General features: G+C 41.5%; 14 protein-coding genes. 10 read left to right on the top strand and 4 right to left on the bottom strand.

Going from position 1 to position 20,856, the window contains the following annotated elements; genetic code table 11:
- Positions 1-39 precede the first annotated feature (39 nt).
- The 4 genes from ACT3QN_RS06900 to cysM all read right to left on the bottom strand — a co-directional run bounded on the left by ACT3QN_RS06900 (position 40) and on the right by cysM (position 6,539).
- The gene (locus tag ACT3QN_RS06900) at positions 40-2,577 is read right to left on the bottom strand and encodes a RelA/SpoT family protein (RefSeq protein ID WP_444529122.1); all 2,538 of its coding nucleotides are present in this window, start codon (positions 2,575-2,577) and stop codon (positions 40-42) included.
- Positions 2,578-2,982: 405 nt separating this feature from the next.
- Positions 2,983-4,554 (bottom strand): 23S rRNA (uracil(1939)-C(5))-methyltransferase RlmD, encoded by a 1,572-nt coding sequence (gene rlmD / locus ACT3QN_RS06895; protein ID WP_444529121.1) that lies wholly within the window; start codon positions 4,552-4,554, stop codon positions 2,983-2,985.
- 61 nt (positions 4,555-4,615) lie between these two features.
- On the bottom strand, positions 4,616-5,440 hold the full coding sequence (locus ACT3QN_RS06890; protein ID WP_444529120.1) for a 3'-5' exonuclease: 825 nt from the start codon (positions 5,438-5,440) through the stop codon (positions 4,616-4,618).
- A gap of 145 nt (positions 5,441-5,585) precedes the next feature.
- On the bottom strand, positions 5,586-6,539 hold the full coding sequence (cysM, locus tag ACT3QN_RS06885) for a cysteine synthase CysM (protein WP_444529161.1): 954 nt from the start codon (positions 6,537-6,539) through the stop codon (positions 5,586-5,588).
- 607 nt (positions 6,540-7,146) lie between these two features.
- Here cysM and ACT3QN_RS06880 point away from each other — a divergent pair.
- The 10 genes from ACT3QN_RS06880 (at position 7,147) to tsf (ending at position 20,720) form a co-directional block, all read left to right on the top strand.
- Positions 7,147-10,767 (top strand): ATP-binding protein, encoded by a 3,621-nt coding sequence (locus ACT3QN_RS06880; protein ID WP_444529119.1) that lies wholly within the window; start codon positions 7,147-7,149, stop codon positions 10,765-10,767.
- Between the two features lie 229 nt (positions 10,768-10,996).
- Positions 10,997-11,809 carry a crotonase/enoyl-CoA hydratase family protein gene (locus ACT3QN_RS06875; protein ID WP_444529118.1) on the top strand — a complete coding sequence of 271 codons (813 nt, stop codon included), beginning with the start codon at positions 10,997-10,999 and terminating at the stop codon, positions 11,807-11,809.
- 346 nt (positions 11,810-12,155) lie between these two features.
- Positions 12,156-13,415 carry a multidrug effflux MFS transporter gene (locus ACT3QN_RS06870; RefSeq protein WP_444529117.1) on the top strand — a complete coding sequence of 420 codons (1,260 nt, stop codon included), beginning with the start codon at positions 12,156-12,158 and terminating at the stop codon, positions 13,413-13,415.
- Between the two features lie 318 nt (positions 13,416-13,733).
- Entirely contained in the window at positions 13,734-14,606 is an 873-nt protein-coding gene (locus ACT3QN_RS06865) for a substrate-binding periplasmic protein (protein WP_444529116.1), read from the top strand.
- A gap of 82 nt (positions 14,607-14,688) precedes the next feature.
- A complete protein-coding gene (locus ACT3QN_RS06860; RefSeq protein WP_444529115.1) occupies positions 14,689-16,872 on the top strand; it encodes an ATP-binding protein in 2,184 nt (727 codons plus the stop codon).
- 61 nt (positions 16,873-16,933) lie between these two features.
- Positions 16,934-17,296: a response regulator gene (locus tag ACT3QN_RS06855; RefSeq protein WP_444523658.1), complete on the top strand. Its 363-nt coding sequence runs from the start codon at positions 16,934-16,936 to the stop codon at positions 17,294-17,296.
- A 30-nt stretch (positions 17,297-17,326) separates the two neighbouring features.
- Positions 17,327-17,776: a chemotaxis protein CheX gene (locus tag ACT3QN_RS06850; protein ID WP_057758427.1), complete on the top strand. Its 450-nt coding sequence runs from the start codon at positions 17,327-17,329 to the stop codon at positions 17,774-17,776.
- Between the two features lie 35 nt (positions 17,777-17,811).
- Complete coding sequence (locus ACT3QN_RS06845; RefSeq protein WP_444529114.1) at positions 17,812-18,261, top strand: chemotaxis protein CheX; 450 nt, start codon at positions 17,812-17,814, stop codon at positions 18,259-18,261.
- A gap of 410 nt (positions 18,262-18,671) precedes the next feature.
- Positions 18,672-19,463 carry a 30S ribosomal protein S2 gene (gene rpsB / locus ACT3QN_RS06840; protein WP_444523659.1) on the top strand — a complete coding sequence of 264 codons (792 nt, stop codon included), beginning with the start codon at positions 18,672-18,674 and terminating at the stop codon, positions 19,461-19,463.
- Positions 19,464-19,838: 375 nt separating this feature from the next.
- Complete coding sequence (gene tsf / locus ACT3QN_RS06835) at positions 19,839-20,720, top strand: translation elongation factor Ts (protein ID WP_444523660.1); 882 nt, start codon at positions 19,839-19,841, stop codon at positions 20,718-20,720.
- Positions 20,721-20,856: the final 136 nt, after the last annotated feature.

Below are 20,856 nucleotides of genomic sequence, written 5' to 3'. Positions count from 1 at the left end.
TTTATTATGGAGTAAATAACTACTGGCTTAAGGTTTCATTTACACGACTGCACGGCGTGCGTGTAAAATGCCGTGCTGTTGTTCTAACTTTGCGAGCAACTTAGATAGATGTGCCAAGCCTGAGACTTCAATATGGAACTTTAGAAAAGCAATATTGTCGTCATTACTTAACGTTTGAACTTGGCGAATGTTAACGTTTTCTTTATCAATTATCTGTGTCAAATCACGCAATAAGCCGCGTCTATCATATGCTTCGACGTGAATATCCACAGGCTGATAACGACCAGTTTGGACTTGCCAAGCGGCTTCTATCTTACGCTCAGGATCACGCTCGACCAGACGTAGATACTCTGGGCAGCCGCGATTATGAACACTAACGCCACGCGATAAAGTGATGTATCCAGCAATTGGTTCACCGTGTACAGGATGACAACAACCTGCTAGGTTAATTTCGATATTATCTAAACCATCGATATGTATTTTGTACGCATCGAGCTTCCCTGTATCTTTATTGTCTACATGAGGTGCAAAATTTTCTGGTGGTATTTCAGGTTCAAGATGTAGCTGACGGGAAATATGACTGGTCAGCTGGTTGAGACCAATATCACCTGTCACTAAACCCACGATAATATCATCGGTCGTATTGACATGAAAATGCTGAATGTAGTCGTTCAGATCAATACTGTTAGGATGGACAGATAGGCGCTCAAGCTCTTTGCTAAGCATTTGGCGACCTATTTCAATATTTTTATCACGGTCTTGCTTATTGAACCACTGACGCAGTTTTGAACGAGCACGATTGGTATGAATATAACCTAACGAAGCCACCAACCAATCACGATTAGGCTCGCGCGATGCTTTGGTAATAATCTCAACTTGCTCACCTGTTTTTAGCTGATAGGTCAGTGGGACATAGCGCTGATTGACGCGAGCTGCTTGTGCACGGTTACCAACTTGAGTATGGACATAGTAGGCAAAATCGAGAACAGTTGCGCCTTTCGGTAGTTCGATAATATCACCATCACGACTAAAGATATAAATGCGTTCCAGTTCATCAAAGTCAACGAGTTGTTCCTCTTCATCGAGCTCCGTATCATCGAGTTCGTCATCTGTTAAGGAAGGTGAGCGTAGCTGATTACGTGTTTCATTATTAATAGACAACAATTGGCGTAATGAGCTGATTCTTTGATTCAGGTAATTGTCTTTTTTGTTCTTTAAGCCTTCTTTGTAATTAACGTGTGCACACATACCAAGCTCGGCCTCAAAGTGCATCTCATGAGTACGAATCTGAACTTCAAGTGATTTATTTTCAGCGATTACAGCAGTATGTAGAGAGCGATAGCCATTGGATTTAGGGTTAGTAATGTAATCATCAAACTGTTCAGGAATATAACGCCATAAACCATGTACCAGGCCTAAGACGTGATAGCAGTCAGAAGGGCTATTAACCAAGATGCGTAAAGCACGAATGTCATAAAGTTGATCGAAAGATAAACCTTTAAGCTTCATTTTTCGATAAATAGAGTATATATGTTTGACGCGTCCAGATACTTCGCCTTCAATACTGGCATCTGTTAATGACTCATTTAATTTGTCTTGTACACGCTGAATATAGGACTCACGTTCGCTACGTTTCTCTGACAGCAGCTTTGCAATTTCTTTGTAGCGGTCAGGGGCAAGATAGCGAAAAGCTAGGTCTTCAAGCTCCCATTTCAGCTGTGCTATGCCCAGTCGATGCGCTAAAGGCGCATAAATAGTCATGACTTCACGTGCGACACGCGTTTGACGCTCTTGACTAGAAAAAGTCAATTCACGCATGGCAAAAGTACGTTCAGCCAGTTTTATAAGTACTACGCGCACATCATTAGTCACAGAGATGAGCATGCTATAAATATTTGATAGCTGATCACGTTGATTATTGACGAAGTGATCTTCTAAGCGTTTATTACTCTCGATAATCTCCGAAAGCTTACCCATCGCAAGAGTATCTTTAATAAGTGTTAAAATATCTGGCCCAAAGTTTTTTTCAACATCAGCGAGACTAATGATTGATTTGCGTGCACTACGGTATAGCATCGCAGCGACTAGCGCATCTTCATCTTGGTAAAGATAGGTCAAAATATCGGTCATACCAATACCTGTGACATAAGCGCCTGAACGTTCAGATTCACTGGTATTCATATGACTGCGGATGAACTCGCAAGCTGCACTTAGGTTGGGTACTGATTCTTGTCCAATACGCTGGGCCACATTATCTAACCAAGTAGGTACGTCGATATTGGCTTGGTCTAGGTCGACTGCCTCAGGCTCTTCGTTTGATGACGCATTGGTATCGTCCAAATACTCGTCTTCAGTTTGAGGGTCATGCAAGTGATAAGTATGTGCGGCTGAGCGATCAAAAGTAGTATGTAGCTTATGGGTTGCCAGCTGGTATTTGATATCGAGAGGAATTTGGGCATAGCTGTTAGCTGACTGGTGAGAGCGTTGGCTCGCCACCAGTTGCGCCGCAAGTGTTGCACTATCGGCCTGTGTGGTCTGTCCATCCACCAGCGGTAATCCTTCACGAATTTTTACCACAACCGACTCCTCTTAGCTAGTTTGAATTGATTACAACCTCATTTACTATGCATACACTTTTAATTAACGATCGATAAAGTGTCAGGTATAAACCGATACAACTGCTAAAAACATTATTTTCAGCAGTCATAAAACACGCGTAAAATATACAAAGCTATGAGTGCAAATGCTTGCTATGTAGCGATTGGAAACATCATCATAAACATAGAAAGATTGTTTGCTATTATCTCATTTTAAAGTGACAAATCAAGCTAGCCTCTGTACGGTTGTAGTCAATTACACTAAATAACGGCTATTTATCAGCACAAAATTATCAGAGCTTTGAGTCGTCTTAAGTAATTGTAATAACGCTTAATTATCTCTTTAATAATATTCAACTATTAATCATTTTTGAATATCGAAAGGTTAAACCGCTACTTTTTCGAAACGCGCGATAGACTCAACATGACCTGTATGGCAGAACATGTCCATGACGCCAGCATGGGTCAAACGATAACCTTGTTCTAGTAGTGCTTTCGTATCACGAGCAAGGGTCGCTGGATTGCAAGAGACATAGACAATGCGCTCAGCATTAAATTTTGGCAAATACTGCATAATCTCCCAAGCACCAGAACGTGGTGGATCAATCAATAACGCATCAAAGCCTTGGTTGGCCCATGGCTTGTCAGTACAGTCCTGCGTCAAATCTTGGCTATAAAATTCAGTATTGCTAATACCATTGCGACGAGCATTATCAGCCGCGCGTTCGGTCATGGCTTCACTGCCTTCGACACCGACTACTGAGCCTGTCTCGCCAACGAGACGCGCTAGTGGCAAACTAAAGTTCCCTAAACCACTGAATAGATCCAATACGCGTTCGCCTGCTTTTAAGTCTAATAAATCACAAGCAAGCTTGGTCATCTGGCGATTAACCGACAGATTGACTTGAGTAAAGTCAGTAGGGATAAACTCAAAAGTCAAATCATACTCTGGCAATTGATAATACAAGCGCCCAAACTGCTCGCTTAAATCATCAGCATCTGTCAAAGCGATACGTTGGATACTATCAACGCCTTTAGACTGTAGGTAAAGCTGCCAATTACGCGCCGCAAAAAACACTTTTAGTTTGTCTATATCAGCGTCTGATAATGGTTCTAAATTACGTACGATGAGCGCAACTGGCTGATTGCCGTCGGGTAGCTCTGGTAGTTGCTCACCCATTGCAAGCTCAAGCTGAGCAATTTTGTCACGGCTTTCTAAAGTGCTAATAAGCGTTTTTAGATTTTCAATCTCGAAGCCAATACGTGGATCTAGGATATGACATTCATTTAGCTCTGCTAAGAAATTGCTTGAACGCTCACGGAAGCCGACAAGCGCTGTTTCTTTTTTGACAACATAGCGCACGCCCAAACGCGCTTTGGTACGATAACCAAGGCGATCACCAACCACAGGAGAGAGCCAATGGTCAGGCTTCGCGTTGGCTTGATGCATTAGCATTTCAGCCAGTACAGACTGTTTAAAGTTTATCTGTCCATCTGGCTGCCAGTGCTGCAAGTTACAACCGCCGCAAGTACCGAAGTGCGGGCAGGGTGGTACAGCGCGTTCAGGGTTTGGATTGGCGGTGATACTAATGGCATCGCCTTCTTCGAAGCTAGCACGACTGTTAGTTATTTTTACTAGAGCGCTTTCACCTGGTAGAGCAAAGCTGACAAAGATTTTTTTGCCGTGCTTGTCTTCGGCATGACCTTCAGCAACATCAAAACCATTACCATACACAGCAACACCGCGACCATCATGTGATAAGCCATCAACATTAAATGGAAGTGGCTCTGCATCTTTTAGACGACGACGTGTCTTTGAAGATGGCTTAGATTTTTTCTTACTAGGCGGAATGACAATCGTTTGGGTATCTTTTGTTTGAGCTTCATTCGTTTGAGTATTACTGTTTTGCGCTGCCATGTCAGATGCTGTAGATGTTTTTGAATCGGTGGGTTGCATAAACCTGCCTTAATAATAAATAACTAGAAGAGGGAAATAAAAACGACTAATAATGCGATCTCTATAATTCTGGTGCCGATGACCAGTCAGCGATAAATTCTTGATGCCTTGGGCTACCGTCAGTCTGGGTATATTTTGCCAGATAGTCATAGCTCTGCTGCTGCCAACCATCAAAATCCTGTGAAGATAATTGCCCTGTTAAACGTAACCAGCGCAAATAAATAAGCCAAGTGTTCATAACATCAGACTCACAGTATATAGATAGGGTCTGCCAATCACCTGCATTTACAAGCGAACCGACCATGCTACCATCTACATCAGTTTTACCAGGCAATCCATATAAACTTGCGACAATATCCATGGCTTCGCGGCGACTAGCACCGTACTGACTAAACCGATCCATCAGATCCAGATGACGTGTATGGAAGCGATTTACATAATTATCGAAGCGCATGTTTTTGATACGCTCGCCTTCTTCGAACAGCCATGATGCTGACAAATCATACTGCATGGCACGATATATCAGTACGGGTATGTCAAAGCCTGAGCCATTCCAACTAATAAGTTGTGGCAGTGTCTCAAGGTCGTTAAACGCTCTAAAGAATTTGGCTAGGATTTCTTTTTCACTAAATTTATCAGCAGTCAAAGAGAACAGCGATAACTTACCATCCTTTATGTATAACGCTGAGATGCAGACGATACGCTGTAATGGAAGGCGCATAAAATCATGCCCAGCCTCTTGCGTACGTATGGCTGTCAGCGCGCTTAACGCATCCGCATCATTGAGATCAGCCAATTGCGGATAGATACGACGTGCTGCATCGACATCGGCGACAGTCTCGATATCAAAAACCAATATAGGATCGGATGGTAGCGCTTGTGACATAGATAATCCTGACTATTTACGAGCTTATGGTTAATCCATTATAAAAGAATAACAACATTAACCTTGCTTGAAGTATTACGTTTAGATTTGAACAGTGATGCTTAGCATTTTTTGAATTAACAATGCTAAGCGGCGTTTTTATACACTAATTAATTTCTGCGCCGTTATCCGTATTGCTGTCGTCAACATTATATAAGCCCGTTGATAAATAACGATCTCCGCGATCACAAACAATAAAGGCTATAACAGCATTGGGATTTTCTTTCGCGACTTGGGTCGCTGCCCATGCAGCTGCACCTGAAGAGACCCCAGCAAAAATACCTTCAGTTTTTGCTAGTTTACGCATATAAACCTCAGCAATACGCTGATCGATATCCATCATTCCATCAATCAAATCTGCGTCAAAAATGCCTGGCATATAAGCAGCAGGCCAACGGCGAATACCAGCAATAGAGGCTTCTTCGTCAGGCTGTAGACCAATAATTTTGACATCTGGGTTTTGCTCTTTTAGATAGCGTGACACGCCTGTAATCGTACCTGTTGTACCCATCGAGCTAATAAAATGCGTAATTTTACCTTCAGTTTGCGCCCATAGCTCAGGGCCTGTAGTCAGGTAATGTGCTTGGCTGTTGTCAGGATTATTGAATTGGTCCAATACCACCCCTTTACCATCTGTTTGCATCTGCATGGCCAAATCACGCGCGGCTTCTATACCTTCGTCTACTTCAATCAGCGTTGCACCATAAGCAATCATGGCGTCTTTACGCTCTTGGGTAGAGTTGGTTGGCATCAGCAACGTTATTGGATAGCCACGCATCGCAGCGACCATGGCCAATGCAATACCAGTATTGCCACTAGTGGCTTCAATCAACATATCGCCAGGCTTGATATCACCGCGCTGTTCTGCTTGATAAATCATATTAAAAGCAGGACGATCTTTTACAGAACCCGCTGGGTTATTGCCCTCAAGTTTAGCTAATACTGTGGCGCCATTGGCGATGTGTTCTTGCTCAGGCAGACGTTGAAGTTCCACCAACGGTGTTTGACCGACACAATCAGCGAGGGTAGAGATTTGAGTAATGAAATTAGCATTTGACATGGCCGTAGTGGACATAAAGTATCCTTTCCTGTTTTTTGAATATGCTTTCAATTGATTGTTTTGACTAAAGCGCTGTTCTTATTGTTTGATCATAGTTTTAGACAGTCGCTTTGTATATAGGATATCAGATGATAAGCGAGCTAAAAACGAAAGGCAGTAGAGTGCACTCTCATATGTTATGACTATGAGCGATATATTGTGGTAAATAAAAAGTGGCTTTATTATATCATTTTGTTTTCAGCTGCGCTTATCGCATCAAGGATTAATAGTCACTGTATCAGGTCAATATCAATGTTACGTTGAGAGTTGCAATAGTAAGGATTTTCGCTCAAAGCCATCTTCTATTTGACACAGAGTAGTTGGCACTCTGTTTTTCACGTTGTTCATCATACGGAATGCTTGACCAGAACGGATAGAATCCTGTTAAGATAATCTTGAGCTGTATACTAGTTGTCTCGTCAAAACTGATAGCCTTATTGAAACTAAGTGTTTTTATTAACAGTAGCGCCTTGCCCAGATACTTTAATACGACACGCTGTACGTACTATGAAAACTAACATTATCATGAAAATTCACGGCAAAAACTTTAGTAGAGAGTAGACCTAGCATGGCATATAAAAAACGTTTCGATACCAGTAGTGCTTATGGTCAACTGGTCATACTAGTGTTTCTGCCCATCTGTGTGCTGGCTGCGGTCGGCGGTATTTTGGTTTTTTATGAAACCATGCGTGCCAGCAATTCAGAGCAAGAGGTTTTGGCTGAGGCTGTACTAATTCGCTATACGCCTGTCATAGCTGACCTGATTCCTGAATTGTTAGAGCAAGAGCGTAAACAGGTCACTAGTGAAATTTATATAGGCAATGCGCCTCAGACTGTTGTCACTAAGCTTGAGGATATTCAGGATAAACTGGGTCGCATGCAGTCCGAGCAGCATGTACAGCGCATTGCTATTATTGACGAAAATAATCAGGTGCTGACCGCAGTTGGCTACGGACTAGAGGAGTCGTGGCCGTCCATCGATACCAAAGAAAGCTTCTTATCACAAAAGCAAACCTCTATTGGTACTGCATATGGCAGTGTATTGGGAGAGTTTGAAGGGCAGACGTTGTGGTTACTCGTCGATATGGATAATGAGCCGCTTTATATTGCACGCTACCGTATTGCGATGGCCTTGGTAATTACTGGTTTATTTACTATTTTAATTCTACTGCTGAGCTTAAATATCTATTCGAAACGTTGGATTGCCCCAATTTATGAGCTTCGTTTGCAACTACAGCGTACCCATGTTGATAATTTATACCAACCTGTACCAGTAGAGTCAGATGGTGAGTTGAATTTATTGCAGCAAGATTTAGTCAGAACTTTGCGACGCTTGCATAGAAGCTTTCAAGAGCTTAAGGATCATGCAGAGCAAACCGAGGATGATTTACGTCTGGCATTTGATGAGATGGAAATGCAAAACATCTCTATTCGTAATGCACGTGATGCTGCTATTTCAACCAGCCAAGCAAAGTCTGCATTTTTAGCTAATATCAGTCATGAACTGCGCACACCATTGAATAGTATCGATGGCTTTATTAATTTGCTGGCACGTCACGGTGAGCTCAATCCTGAGCAAGACTTATATGTACAGACCATACGTAAATCTTCAGCACATTTGCTTGCTTTGGTAAATGATGTCCTAGACTTTTCTAAGATCGAGGCAGGTAAGCTGGTACTAGATCGCCATGAGTTTGACCTTTATGACACTATTTATGATGTGGTCGATATGCTATCTCCTGTTTCTGCAGAGAAAGGTTTACGCATGGCGGTACTGTTTTACAATGATGTACCGATGCGTATCAACGGTGACGCACTACGTCTTAAGCAAGTATTGACCAATATTGTTGGTAATGCCATTAAGTTCACAGATAGTGGTGATGTGGTGGTGCGAGTAAGCTTAGACGACCACCGTGATAATTATCTGATGATCAGTGTGCAAGATAGCGGAAAGGGTATTTCTATTGCAGATCAGAAAATGCTGTTCCAAAGTTTTAGCCAAGGTGATCCATCTATCACGCGTCAGTATGGGGGCACAGGATTAGGTCTGGTCATCTCTAAGCAGCTAACGCGTTTGATGGGCGGTGACATTGGGTTTCATGATAATGCGCAAGAAAATATTGCCAATCAAGGCGCAACGTTTTGGTTTCGTATGCCAGCCCATGTCGATGTGTTAGAGGCAGCGACAGGACAGACAATTGAGTTGCCAGTATTAGCGCCACTGGCAAGCGAGACTGATGAATTTAATGTGTTGGTTTGGATCAATCATACCGCTTCGATACAGGTACTCAAGGCCAGTTTACAGTATTTACCGATTAAGCTGACTCAAGCCAATTCATTACCAGGTGTACTGGAATCATTGAAAGAGCATGGGAACTATTGGGATTGGGTTATCGTTGATGATGACACGCAAGACGATATGATGGCGCTTCTCAAGCAAATTCGTTTGCATTATCAAGGTAAGCTTGCTGTATTTGGCTATCAAGTGGCGGCCGATCAAGCGCTCCTTAACCGCTATCATGCCAACATACTGTATGAGCCATTAGACAAAAGACAACTGTATGCGATGCTCGATACCCAAAGCCGCAGTATGCCGCAGACCATGCAGGAGCCACGTTGGAAGGGAGTTACTGTACTGGCAGTTGATGACCATCTGCCCAATTTACTAGTGTTAGATGCTCTATTGAGCGAGCTAGGGATTCAGGTAGTTACCGCGAGCAGTGGGTTTGATGCTATCGAGATTGTCAGTAAACAACAAACCAAGAACGTCAAAACTACGAAGAGTGATAAGCAGAGCCTATCGAGTAAAACGCAACTCTCTAAAGCGGAAACACGTGATGAGATAAATAAGAAAACAAATAGCGCGTTCTATCATGAGGACACGAGCACTGACGATAAGTCAGCTACTCAAGACAAAGATAATATTGACTTGATATTTATGGACATTCAAATGCCGCGTATGTCAGGTCATGAGGCGGCTAAGCAAATTCGAAGTATTGAAAATGTGGATAGCCGTATTCCTATTATTGCTCTGACAGCTCATGGGTTGGCAGATGAACGAGACAAACTCATAGCCAGTGGTATCAACGACTATGTTGGCAAACCTATTAGCCAACCTCAATTATTGCAAGTGCTACAGAAATGGCTAGGTCGTAAAAGTGCCACACCACAACTGACAGGTTTGTCTGATACAGATTTCCAGAATTTTGGCTTACAGCATTCTGATCCACAGGGCACTAATTTAGAAGATGCTCATGTACAGAACACTGACTCATCAGAAGCTGAACTACCTACTATTGATTCGCTACGCGGTTACTCAATCAATGACAATGACTTATCGAACGATTTGCTCTCTAACAGTGTAGACAGTCAAAAGACTCAAAATAGTTCAGATGTATTTGCAGGTACTTCAACAGCTACCTATCCAATGATCAGAGAAGAAGAGGGCGACTACAATAAGGCTTCTTTGGGTGGTGAGCCAAAAATTACCCGACCACTATCCTTGAAAAAAATCCGTGACGACTATTTGCGCGATAGTCAGCCTCGTGAAGGTTATAGACGAGATGCCGCACGTGATATTCCGCCGCGCTACGAGAGCTTACGCCTACAGAAACAAGGTCAATCGCCATTATTACAAGCACCGACAGAGTCTATCGATAACTTTCAAGACCCAAGCATTCAAGACAGAAGCCCTCAAGATAGGACCGTTAACGCTAATTCGACTCTACAGGGGCAAATTAATAATGATCTTAACCACAACAGTATAAGCAAAAGTGATACCTCAAACATTTTAGATTGGCAAGACGCGCTCACTCGTTCAGCGAACAAACCTGAGTTGGCGGCCAAGCTTATTATCATGATGATCGATACTATCAATGATGAAAAGCAAGCCCTCATTCAGGCATGGGAAGCTCATGACCGCAACATGCTGGCACAAATTGCCCATCGCATATTGGGTGGTAGTCGATATACAGGTGTACCGCAACTGCGTCAAGCTAGCCAAGATTTAGAAGATAAGTGCCTGCTGAATGTACAGCATACAACGCCTGTGCAGTTTGCAATGATTGAGCCGTATTATGAGGCATTATTAACGGCACTAGATAATCTACAAAAGGTAGATTTATCTTCTTATCCGCAGCTTAATTATCATCGCTTGAGCGAGAATGATATGACGTGGAAGATGATATAACGTGAGGCTAAAGCAACATAGTCAGAATTATAGAAGTACAAAAGCTGATAATTGATTTCGTTAAATTCACTTATTGCTACTAGCTAGACCACCTGTACCTGATGTATATAAAACTGATTATAGTATCGTGGCAGTCAGTTATTACTACGGTACAACAAAGACAAGCCTGCTAATATTGTGAATATCAATATCAATATCATATTTATTTTATTCATTAATAAGGATTGTTATGAACGCGGTTGCAAGTTATCAGTATGAGACCTTACAAGTTAGTATCACAGACAACATACTGACGGTTACCTTAAATCGTCCCCATAAAAAAAATGCCATGAGTTTTCAGGTAATCAATGAGCTGATTAAGCTAGCAGATCGTATTAGCAAAGACAGAACCATACGCGCAGTCATTCTAAATGGAGCAGAAGAGACGTTTTGTGCAGGTATTGATTTAGGAGATTTAAATCATCCAAAAAATACGGCATTTGCGCTTTGGGAGTTGATTAAGCCATGGCAAAGTGCGTTCCAAAGAGTCTGCCTGGTATGGCGTGATCTACCAGTACCCGTCATCGCGGTGTTGGAAGGATATTGTATTGGCGCTGGACTACAGCTAGCACTGGCTTGTGATGTACGTATCAGTCACCCTGACTGTCAGCTATCTATTATGGAGGCTAAGTGGGGTTTAGTACCAGATATGGGGCTGACACAATCGGCGTTTGGGGTACTACGAGAAGACACTCTTAAAGAGCTCGCTATGAGCGCTCGTATCATTGATGCTAATAAAGGCAAAGAATTGGGTTTGATTAGCCACTGCAGTGAATCACCTCTTAAAAAAGCCCAGAAGCTGGCTGCTGAATTTGCAGAGCGCTCTCCTGATGCGGTGCTGGCAAGCAAACGTGTGATAAATGCGATGTATGATCAGCCTGCTAAGACTTTATATAAGGAAAAAGCATGGCAGCTTAAAATGATGCTTGGTCGCAATCGTAAACTTGCTCTTAGAAAAGCAAAGCAAGCCAGTACCTTATTTGGTAAACGTCAATTCCGCTAAATTTTTTTACTAGTAACTTTGTTAGTGTTGTCCTGATTTGAATAAAGGGAAATTACTACCTAAAAACACCAGACATGTTTTGATAATTTTTACTATTGAGTTTTAATTGTGAGCGGTTGTTTCGCCAATATCCTATAGCCATTGAAATGCAAGCAGATAGCACGATATAGCATTGTCTGCTTGCACCGATGTGGGTAAAGATGCACTATTGTTGTTAAAGGTTGCTATATTGATTACTGGATAAGCCAGTAAAATGACTAAAGCTTGCCTAACAACATCTAAAAGCAATTAAACGTCGAAAAATAAAATATTAAAAATAATAGCCACTATATAAAACGGTTTAAATATGTCTGCTTCAAAACCTTCCCTTCCAAACAAACCTATCACTTCTGAGCGAGTGCGCTCTGCCGATTTGCCTGTCGCATGGATTATGATGCTTGGGCTGATGGTTGCGGTAGGACCATTATCGATTGATATGTATCTGCCAGCACTGCCATCAATGGCAGATGATTTTGGTGTTTCAACAGCCTTTATGGCCAACTCTGTCCCCGCATATTTTTTAGGCTTGGTATTTGGGCAGTTATTTTACGGACCCTTTAGTGATCGTGTCGGCCGTGTTAAACCGTTATATATAGGTATGACGCTATATGTTATCGCTTCCATCCTTTGTGCAACCACAGATAATGAGTACGTACTGTTTGCAGGCCGTACCTTACAAGCGTTGGGCGCATGCGTTGGCGCAGTAGTCACTCGTGCCGCAATTCGAGATCGCCTTACTGCCAGACAAACGGCAAAAGCTTTTTCCATCATGATTTTAGTGATGGGTTTAGCGCCCATACTGGCACCGTCGCTTGGCGCGCTATTCTTACAGTTTTTTGATTGGCATTCTATTTTCTGGTTCTTAGCCGCATTTGGCGTTCTAAACTTACTGCTTACTAAGTTTTTCTTCTTTGAGACTTTGACTGAAGAAAACCGTAATGTACGTCCTGCAAGGGAAGTGCTCAGTCAATATTGGGATTTACTAAAAGACCCAACCTTTAACTATCCAGCAATTGGCGGTGGCTTATTGATGGGCGCGATGTTTGTCTATATTAGCTCTGCTTCTGAACTGATTATGGATACTTACGGCGTTTCAGCGACACATTTTGGTTGGCTATTTGGAATGAATGCAGCAGGCTTTGTAGGCTTGACTCAGCTGAACCAATGGCTTACGAATCGCTTTCGCATATTAAGTATTCTACGATTTGGGGCTATGATGCAGGTCATTTCTGCAGGTGTACTATTTGTGATTGGCCTAACTCTAGGTACTGATGCTTGGCTACCACTGGTATTGGCTTGTATTTTCTTTTGTATCGCAGGACTGGGTTTGACCCAGCCTAATGCTTCTGCAATTGCGCTCGCTTTTCAAAAACGCCGTGCTGGTATGGCAAGCGCATTGCAAGGCTCGCTGATGTTCTCAGTTGGTATCTTTGGCGGCTTATTATTGAACCTGTTTCCAGTTAACCCAGTTCTCAAGGTCGGTATCGCCATGTTTTCACTAATGAGCATAGGTTCTTTCTTAATTTGGCAGATAGATCGTAATCTAAATTTAGACGATGCAGAGTAGAAAATACTTTTTTAAATAAAATTCATTCTAAAAAAACACTCGTATGTATTTAACGTACGAGTGTTTTTTTATGGGCTCAATATCCTCATTCAGAAAAAAGCCGAGTTTTATAAATACCTTACGTGATGAACACTTATGTATCGCTAAAAAATACAACTAATTGGAGATAATAGCCAAACATAACCATTGCAATCGTAAAATTAGGCAAGTACTATCCGGCTTAACTTTCTGTAAGCGTTGTATGTATAGATATTTCTTAACCTTGCTAGATTGTTATTTATTAAAATGTAAAACAACGTTAAGTTTCAAGGATAGATTATGATGCAGTTATATCGAGCGTTACCGTTTTTGTTGAGCGTTGGCCTATTTGGTTGTGGTAATTCTTCTACCCAAGAAAGCGTTAGTTCGACTGGTAGCTCAGTAACAGAAAACACAGATCATTTTGTAAGTAAGCTACCTGATACAGCGCCAACTATAAAGGTCGGTACTGAAGCCAATTATGCTCCTTATGAATTTAAAGATGAATATGGAAATGTAACAGGCTTTGATATAGAACTGATGCAACACATTGGCGAGAATCAAGGTTTCAAAGTTGAAGTTTACAACGATCCTTGGGAAGGATTGTTTGATAACTTGGATAATAAGAGTCGAGATATGGTAGCAGCGGGTCTTACTTACAGCAGCGAGCGTGCCAGAAAATACTTGCTTTCAGATGCTTATGCTCCTCTTCCTACTAGCCTCGTATATTTAGACGACTCATTAAATATTAAGTCATTAAATGATTTGGGCACTTTAAGAGTAGGTGTATTGACTAGTTCAGAACCTTATGAATATTTCGCACAAGGTAAATATCAACTAGGTTCTTTAGAGCAGTATCCGACTACGTTTGCAGCGGTAGAGGCGATGGCACAAGATAAAGTCGATGCTGTTGTAGATGATTCTGGTGTACTCCGCTATACATTAAATGATCTACCTAGTCTGCAGCCAAAATATTTTGACTATGAAAGCATTAGAGCAGACGGTGCTCGTAAAGTATTTCTAGTTGATAAAGCTCAGCCTGATTTACTTAAAAAAGTGAATGCAGGGTTAAAAGGGTTAAAAGAAGACGGTACTTACGCAAAGTTAACGACTAAATGGTTTGGTACAGATTTGACAGAAGTATCTTTACAGCAACAGAAAACCTTGCAGTAACCCTAAGCGTAGTAGTTATGGAACGTATTATTTTTAAAAAACCATAAACATAAATTTATCTATACATTGAAAGGACTATGCTATGACTATATCAACTCAAAACGGTAACTCGCGTTATCGTGGCTTGATCTTGTCGATTGCTGCCTTCTTGGCATTGATTGGGATACTGCTTGCATTTACGTTTTATACTTCAAGTGTCTTGGAACGCAACACCACACTGGTAAATATATCTAATAAAACAGCTAACAATGCTCAAGCTATCATCAAAGATTTGTTCGATTTACAAGGTAGTATTGGTGAACACATCAATTCTCCTCACCAGAAGCGCGTAAGAGAAAGACTAGACAATAATACTCAAGGTATTGACCAATTACTTTCTAGTATGCGTGAGGGTTCAGAGTACATTGACGATTCTGGAAATGTTCATAAAATTCCAAGTATCAAAACATCAACCGAATTGGCAGCCTTAGAAAGAGCGCAGCAAGATTGGAGTGAGCTAAAACCGCTAATTACCAACTACCTTGAAGGTGCTGGTAATATTCGGATTGATTCTTCAGACGAGCTAGCATTAGCATATGAACAGGCAAAAACGTCTAGCTTGAGTATGAATGATGCGCTTGATGAGCTGACTAATGAAGTTTATGAAGAAACAAAACGACAAGCGACCACCATTCGTCTTATTCAGGTACTTGGTGTTGCCGCTATCTTTACCTACTTCTTGATCTTCGTATTTTTCTTTGTACGTCGTTTACGTGAGACGGATGCTGAAGCATTTGCTGCTCGTCAGGAAACGCAAGAGATTATGCAAACGGTAAATACGGGTCTTTTCCTACTTGATAAAGACTTAAATATTGGTCAACAGCATTCTCGAGCGCTTAACAATATCATCGGCTCTGATAGCTTGGCAGGGGAGAACTTTACCAATGTCTTGCGTGGTCGTATCTCTGATAAAGACCTTAAGACCACACAGCAGTTCATCGAGCAGCTTTATAACCCTCGTGTTAAAGAAAAACTGGTGGATTCACTCAACCCGTTACACAAGGTGATGCTACATAATGTGTCTGAAGACAAGAGTCTTGATAACCGCTTCTTAGATTTTAAATTCTCACGTGTTTACGACAACAAAGACATTGCTCGTATTTTGGTCAACGTTAACGATGTGTCAGATGCAGTCTATTTAGAACAGCGCCTAGAAAAAGAGCGTTCGCAAAACGATATGCAGATTGAGATGTTGACGACTATCTTGAATGTAAATCCAAAAATTATTAATGAGTTTATTAATAATACCCAAGCGCATATTGAAAGAATGAACAATATCTTGAAAAACCCTGGTAGCTCGCAATACGAGCTTGAAGGTAAATTAAAAGCGATTTATCGTGAAATGCACAGCTTAAAAGGCGAAGCATCGGCATTGAAACTACATAGCTTTACGAAGATTGCTTCTGATGCGGAAGACAAATTACATGCGTTGCAAAACCAAGGTCAGTTGTCTGGTAATGACTTCTTACCATTAGCGGTGCATTTGGATGACTTACTCAGCTTATCGAATACGATTGCGACATTGGGTGAGCGTATCAACCGCTCAGCACCATCAGCAGCTAAAATGTCAACCGTACAGGCGTCAGTCGCTACGCAAAATCCAGTAGCAGACCATGCAGCTAGTAATGTTAACTTTGATGGTGGGTTGGATATCGATTTAGATAGTGAGACAGATGATGATTTATTGTCTTTCTACAATGACTTTGCAAAAGAGATTGCTGCTAGGCAAGGTAAGCAAGTACAGCTAAAAAGTACGACGCTGACCCAAACGAGCATTCCTGTACATCTTGCAAAGCCAATCAAAGAAATCAGTATTCAATTACTGCGTAATGCGGTAGTACATGGTATCGAGTCACCAAGTGTTCGTCATGCTGCTGGCAAAACTGATGTTGGAATCATTGATTTGGAAGTGCAAGACAACGGTTCAAACTTTATGTTGGTTGTAAAAGACGATGGACAAGGTATCAACTATGACAGCATCCGTAATAAACTGATTCAAGAAGGTCGTTTCGGTACGGAAGAAGCCAACCAACTTAGCAAAGGTGACTTGCTCAAACAGCTGTTCTCTTCCGGATTCTCTACTAAAGAGCACGCAGATGAAGACGGCGGTCGCGGTGTTGGACTTGATATTATCAAAGTCAAAGTAAAAGAGCATGATGGCAAGCTTAACGTAAATAGTGAGCTGGGTCAGATGACACGGTTTGTCATTACTTTGCCTAAAGCTTAATCAAAATAGTAATTATATTGTCAGGGACGACAAGCACTTCATTAAAGGTAGTAGATAAGTTATGCATAAGTTAATGATTGTTGATGATTCAAATATTATTAGAAACCGTATTCAGCGCGCATACGATTCAGGAAAATTCATGTTGGTTGCGACAGCGACCAGCGGTGTTCAAGCCATTGAAAAGTTTAATGTCCATCGTCCTGATGTGATCACCATGGACTTAACTATGCCACAAATGGATGGACTAGAATGCATCGAAAAAATCATCGATATTGATCCTGAAGTGCGCATTTTGGTGGTATCAGCGTTATCGGACAAAGCGACAGGCATCGAAGCATTGTCGCTAGGTGCCAGCGGATTTTTGTGTAAGCCTTTTTCTGAGGAGGAGCTTGTAGAGTCTTTGTATGAGCTGATGCAAGACTAATACCATTCATCGACTAAAGCAGACGTCATTATGAAAGAGCAAAAGCTACAGATTTTTTTAAGTATTATTAGTAACTATTTTGACCAGTTTGGCGGAGAGGAGCTTATTGCCGATACCCCTTACTTACTAGAAAACAAACAGCCAAAAGTCCATGATTATACGGGCGTGATTGGTATATCTGGTGGCCAAAAAGGCGTGGTATATTTTTCGGCGACGCGTGACTTGCTGTCTTCAATCTTAGACAGCATGGGCGAAACCGATAAAAGTGAAGAGAACTATGTAGATCTGGCTGGGGAAGTGGCCAATACAATCGCAGGCAATGCACGCAAAGAGTTTGGCTCAGAGTTTCATATCTCTGTGCCATTTGTGTTCAAAGGTGCGCCGCAAAGTATTGTATTGCCGAACGATGAGCGTTCTTTCATCATTCCTATCACTTGGCATTCTCAAGTAGGCGAGATTGTGGTTTGTTTGCAAGACTAATGCTGCCACGTAATACAGATGGATATTAATATATTATGGTTAAAGTAGAAAAGTTGGGTGTGTTTCTAAGCTCGATCAATGCGTTTTTTGCGCAAATCGATGGCTCGGAAGTGTCAATTGATACCCCTTATTTGAACAATAATAAAAGCGCGATTGGCTTTGATTATAGCGGTGTCATTAAGATATCAGGCCCTTTAGAAGGCTGCGTCTATGTCAGTGCATCAAGCGTGATGTTACGAGAGATTATCAAAGTGATGGGTGAACCTGACTCCTCAATCACAATGATGAAAGATTTGTTGGGTGAAATGGCCAACACAATCTCAGGTAACGCTCGTACAGAGTTTGGTTCAGAGTTTATTATCTCTCCGCCGCATATTGTAGAGAGTGCGCCAAGCGTTTCTTATTTGCCTAAAGATCGTCAAAGCTATATCACACCATTTACGTGGCGTGGTTATAAAGCAGTCATTGGTATTTGTATTGCATAATATATGCATAAAGCGGTGCCTATATAGTTAAATGAATAATTAAAAAGCGATGCAAATGTGTCGCTTTTTTTATTTTGTTAGCGCTCTATTTTGTTTTCATATTATGAATAAGCTGCTAACAAACTGGTGGAGTTTCAAAGGCGTTATGTGATAAAATACAGCGCAGTTATTTTTATAATTCACTTTATAGTTTAGATTTGGGCATTTGCCTTAATCTAGCGATAGCTTATTTTTTAAACTAACCAATGACACACACATCATGGCAAAAAATTGCTGGGTGTTTGGCGACTTGATTAATTTGTGATCCGTTAGTACTTTACTAATGAAAACTAACCGGTAGCAGATGCGTGTCGCTAAATAGGCTGTTTTTGTGATGTGGAGGCATAACCCAACCAATAGGATATATTCTCATGGCTACAAAGAATCCAACCAAAATCGAAATGCGCGACTTACTACAAGCTGGCGCTCACTTTGGTCACCAAACACGTTTTTGGAACCCAAAAATGGGTCCATACATCTTTGGCGCACGTAACAAAATCCATATCATCAACTTAGAGCACACTGTAAATGCGTTCAACGACGCGTTGACTTACGTAAACGGCCTAGCTGCTAAGAAAAACAAGGTATTATTTGTTGGTACTAAACGTGCTGCAAGCGGTATCGTACGTGAGCAAGCAGCTCGCGCTGGTATGCCATACGTTGACCATCGCTGGTTAGGTGGTATGTTGACTAACTGGAAAACTCTACGTCAGTCAATCAACCGTCTAAAAGAGCTAGAAAAGCAAGCAGAAGACGGTACTTTCGCTAAGCTAACTAAGCGTGAAGCGTTAGAGCGTACTCGCGATATGGAAAAACTTGAGCGTTCACTAGGCGGTATCAAAGATATGGGCGGCCTACCTGACGCAATCTTCGTTGTAGATGTAGATCACGAAGCGATCGCTATTAAAGAAGCTAAAAACCTAGGTATCCCAGTTATCGGTATTGTTGATACTAACTCTAGCCCAGACAACGTTGACTACATCATCCCAGCTAACGATGATGCTATCCGTGCTGTGACTTTGTACGTAACTTCTATGGCTGATGCTATCATCGCTGGTAAAGAATACGCACAAACTCAAGCTGGTGGTAAAGCTGAGCAAGCACCTGCTGCAACTGAAGAAGCGCCAGCTGCAGAAGAAGCTGCTGCAACTCCAGCAGAATAAGTAGCTGACTTAAAAGTTTTAACTTTGTAAGGATATCTTGATAGTGTATCTATCAGCATCCATATAATGTTTCGAACAGCGTATAAGCTCGTAATAGGCATGATGTAGTTTTACTCGTCATGCCTTGTTATTGAATAAAGCCTTATTAATAAGGCTACATGTATAAGCAAGCAGCTATTGGGCGAGCATTATTGTTTCCAATAGTCACATCGCTGTACTGTAGAGATGTTATTTATTTGACATTATTTATGGTTATATTAGTAATCATTCAAAACGAGCTGTCTGCTAGATTTTAAGTAATACCAAGATATCGAATAGAAATACAGCACTTAGAAATACAGTGCTCCTATACATAACTATACTAAGGTGACTCTTATGACAGAAGTAAAAGTATCTGCCAAAATGGTAAAAGAATTGCGTGACCGTACTGGTCTTGGCATGATGGAATGTAAAAAAGCGTTAGAAGAATCAAATGGTGATGTTGAAGTTGCCATTGATAACCTACGTAAATCTGGTCAAGCTAAAGCAGCTAAAAAAGCGGGTAACATCGCAGCTGACGGCGCTATCATCATCGCACAAGGCGAAGGCAAGGCATTCTTGTTGGAAGTTAACTGCCAAACTGACTTCGTTGCAAAAGATGACAGCTTCACTGCATTTGCAGAAAAAGTTGCTAACCTTGCACTAGAAAACAACGTAACTGACATTGCTGCTATCTCTGCATTGCCTTATGGCGATGGTCAAACTGTAGAAGAGGCACGTGTATCACTAGTACAAAAAATTGGTGAAAACATCCAGGTTCGCCGTGTTGAAACACTTGAAGGTGCTAACATCGCTGCATACCGTCATGGTCTGCGTATTGGTGTAGTTGTATCTTATGAAGGTGGCGACGCTGACACTGGTAAAAACCTTGCTATGCACATTGCAGCGTTCAACCCTGTTGCTGTAGATGACGAAGACGTAGCTGCTGACGTACTAGCACGCGAAAAAGACATCATTGAAGCAAAAGCAAAAGAGTCTGGTAAGCCTGACAACATCGTTGAAAAAATGATTGAAGGTGGCCTACGTAAGTACCTAGACGAAGTTACTTTACTACGTCAGCCTTACGTTATGGACAACGACAAAAAAGTTGGTGACGTACTGAAAGCTGAAGGCGTAAAAGTACTTGGTTTCAAACGTCTAGAAGTTGGTGAAGGCATTGAGAAGAAGCAAGAAGACTTCGCTGCTGAAGTTGCTGCAACTCAGGCTGCTAACAAGTAAGTATCAAATAGTATTGGATTAAGCTGTGAGTACTTAATTGTGTCTCATAGTTTGGCTTTATCACTCGTGATATATTATGGTATGAAGCGTCCAGACATAAAAAAGCCCACTAATTTATTAGTGGGCTTTTTTATGT

The organism is Psychrobacter sp. AOP7-C1-14, assembly GCF_052376135.1.
Classification (GTDB): domain Bacteria; phylum Pseudomonadota; class Gammaproteobacteria; order Pseudomonadales; family Moraxellaceae; genus Psychrobacter.
The sequence above is the reverse complement of the archived record's forward strand: the minus strand, read 5'-3'. Positions and strand labels throughout refer to the sequence as shown.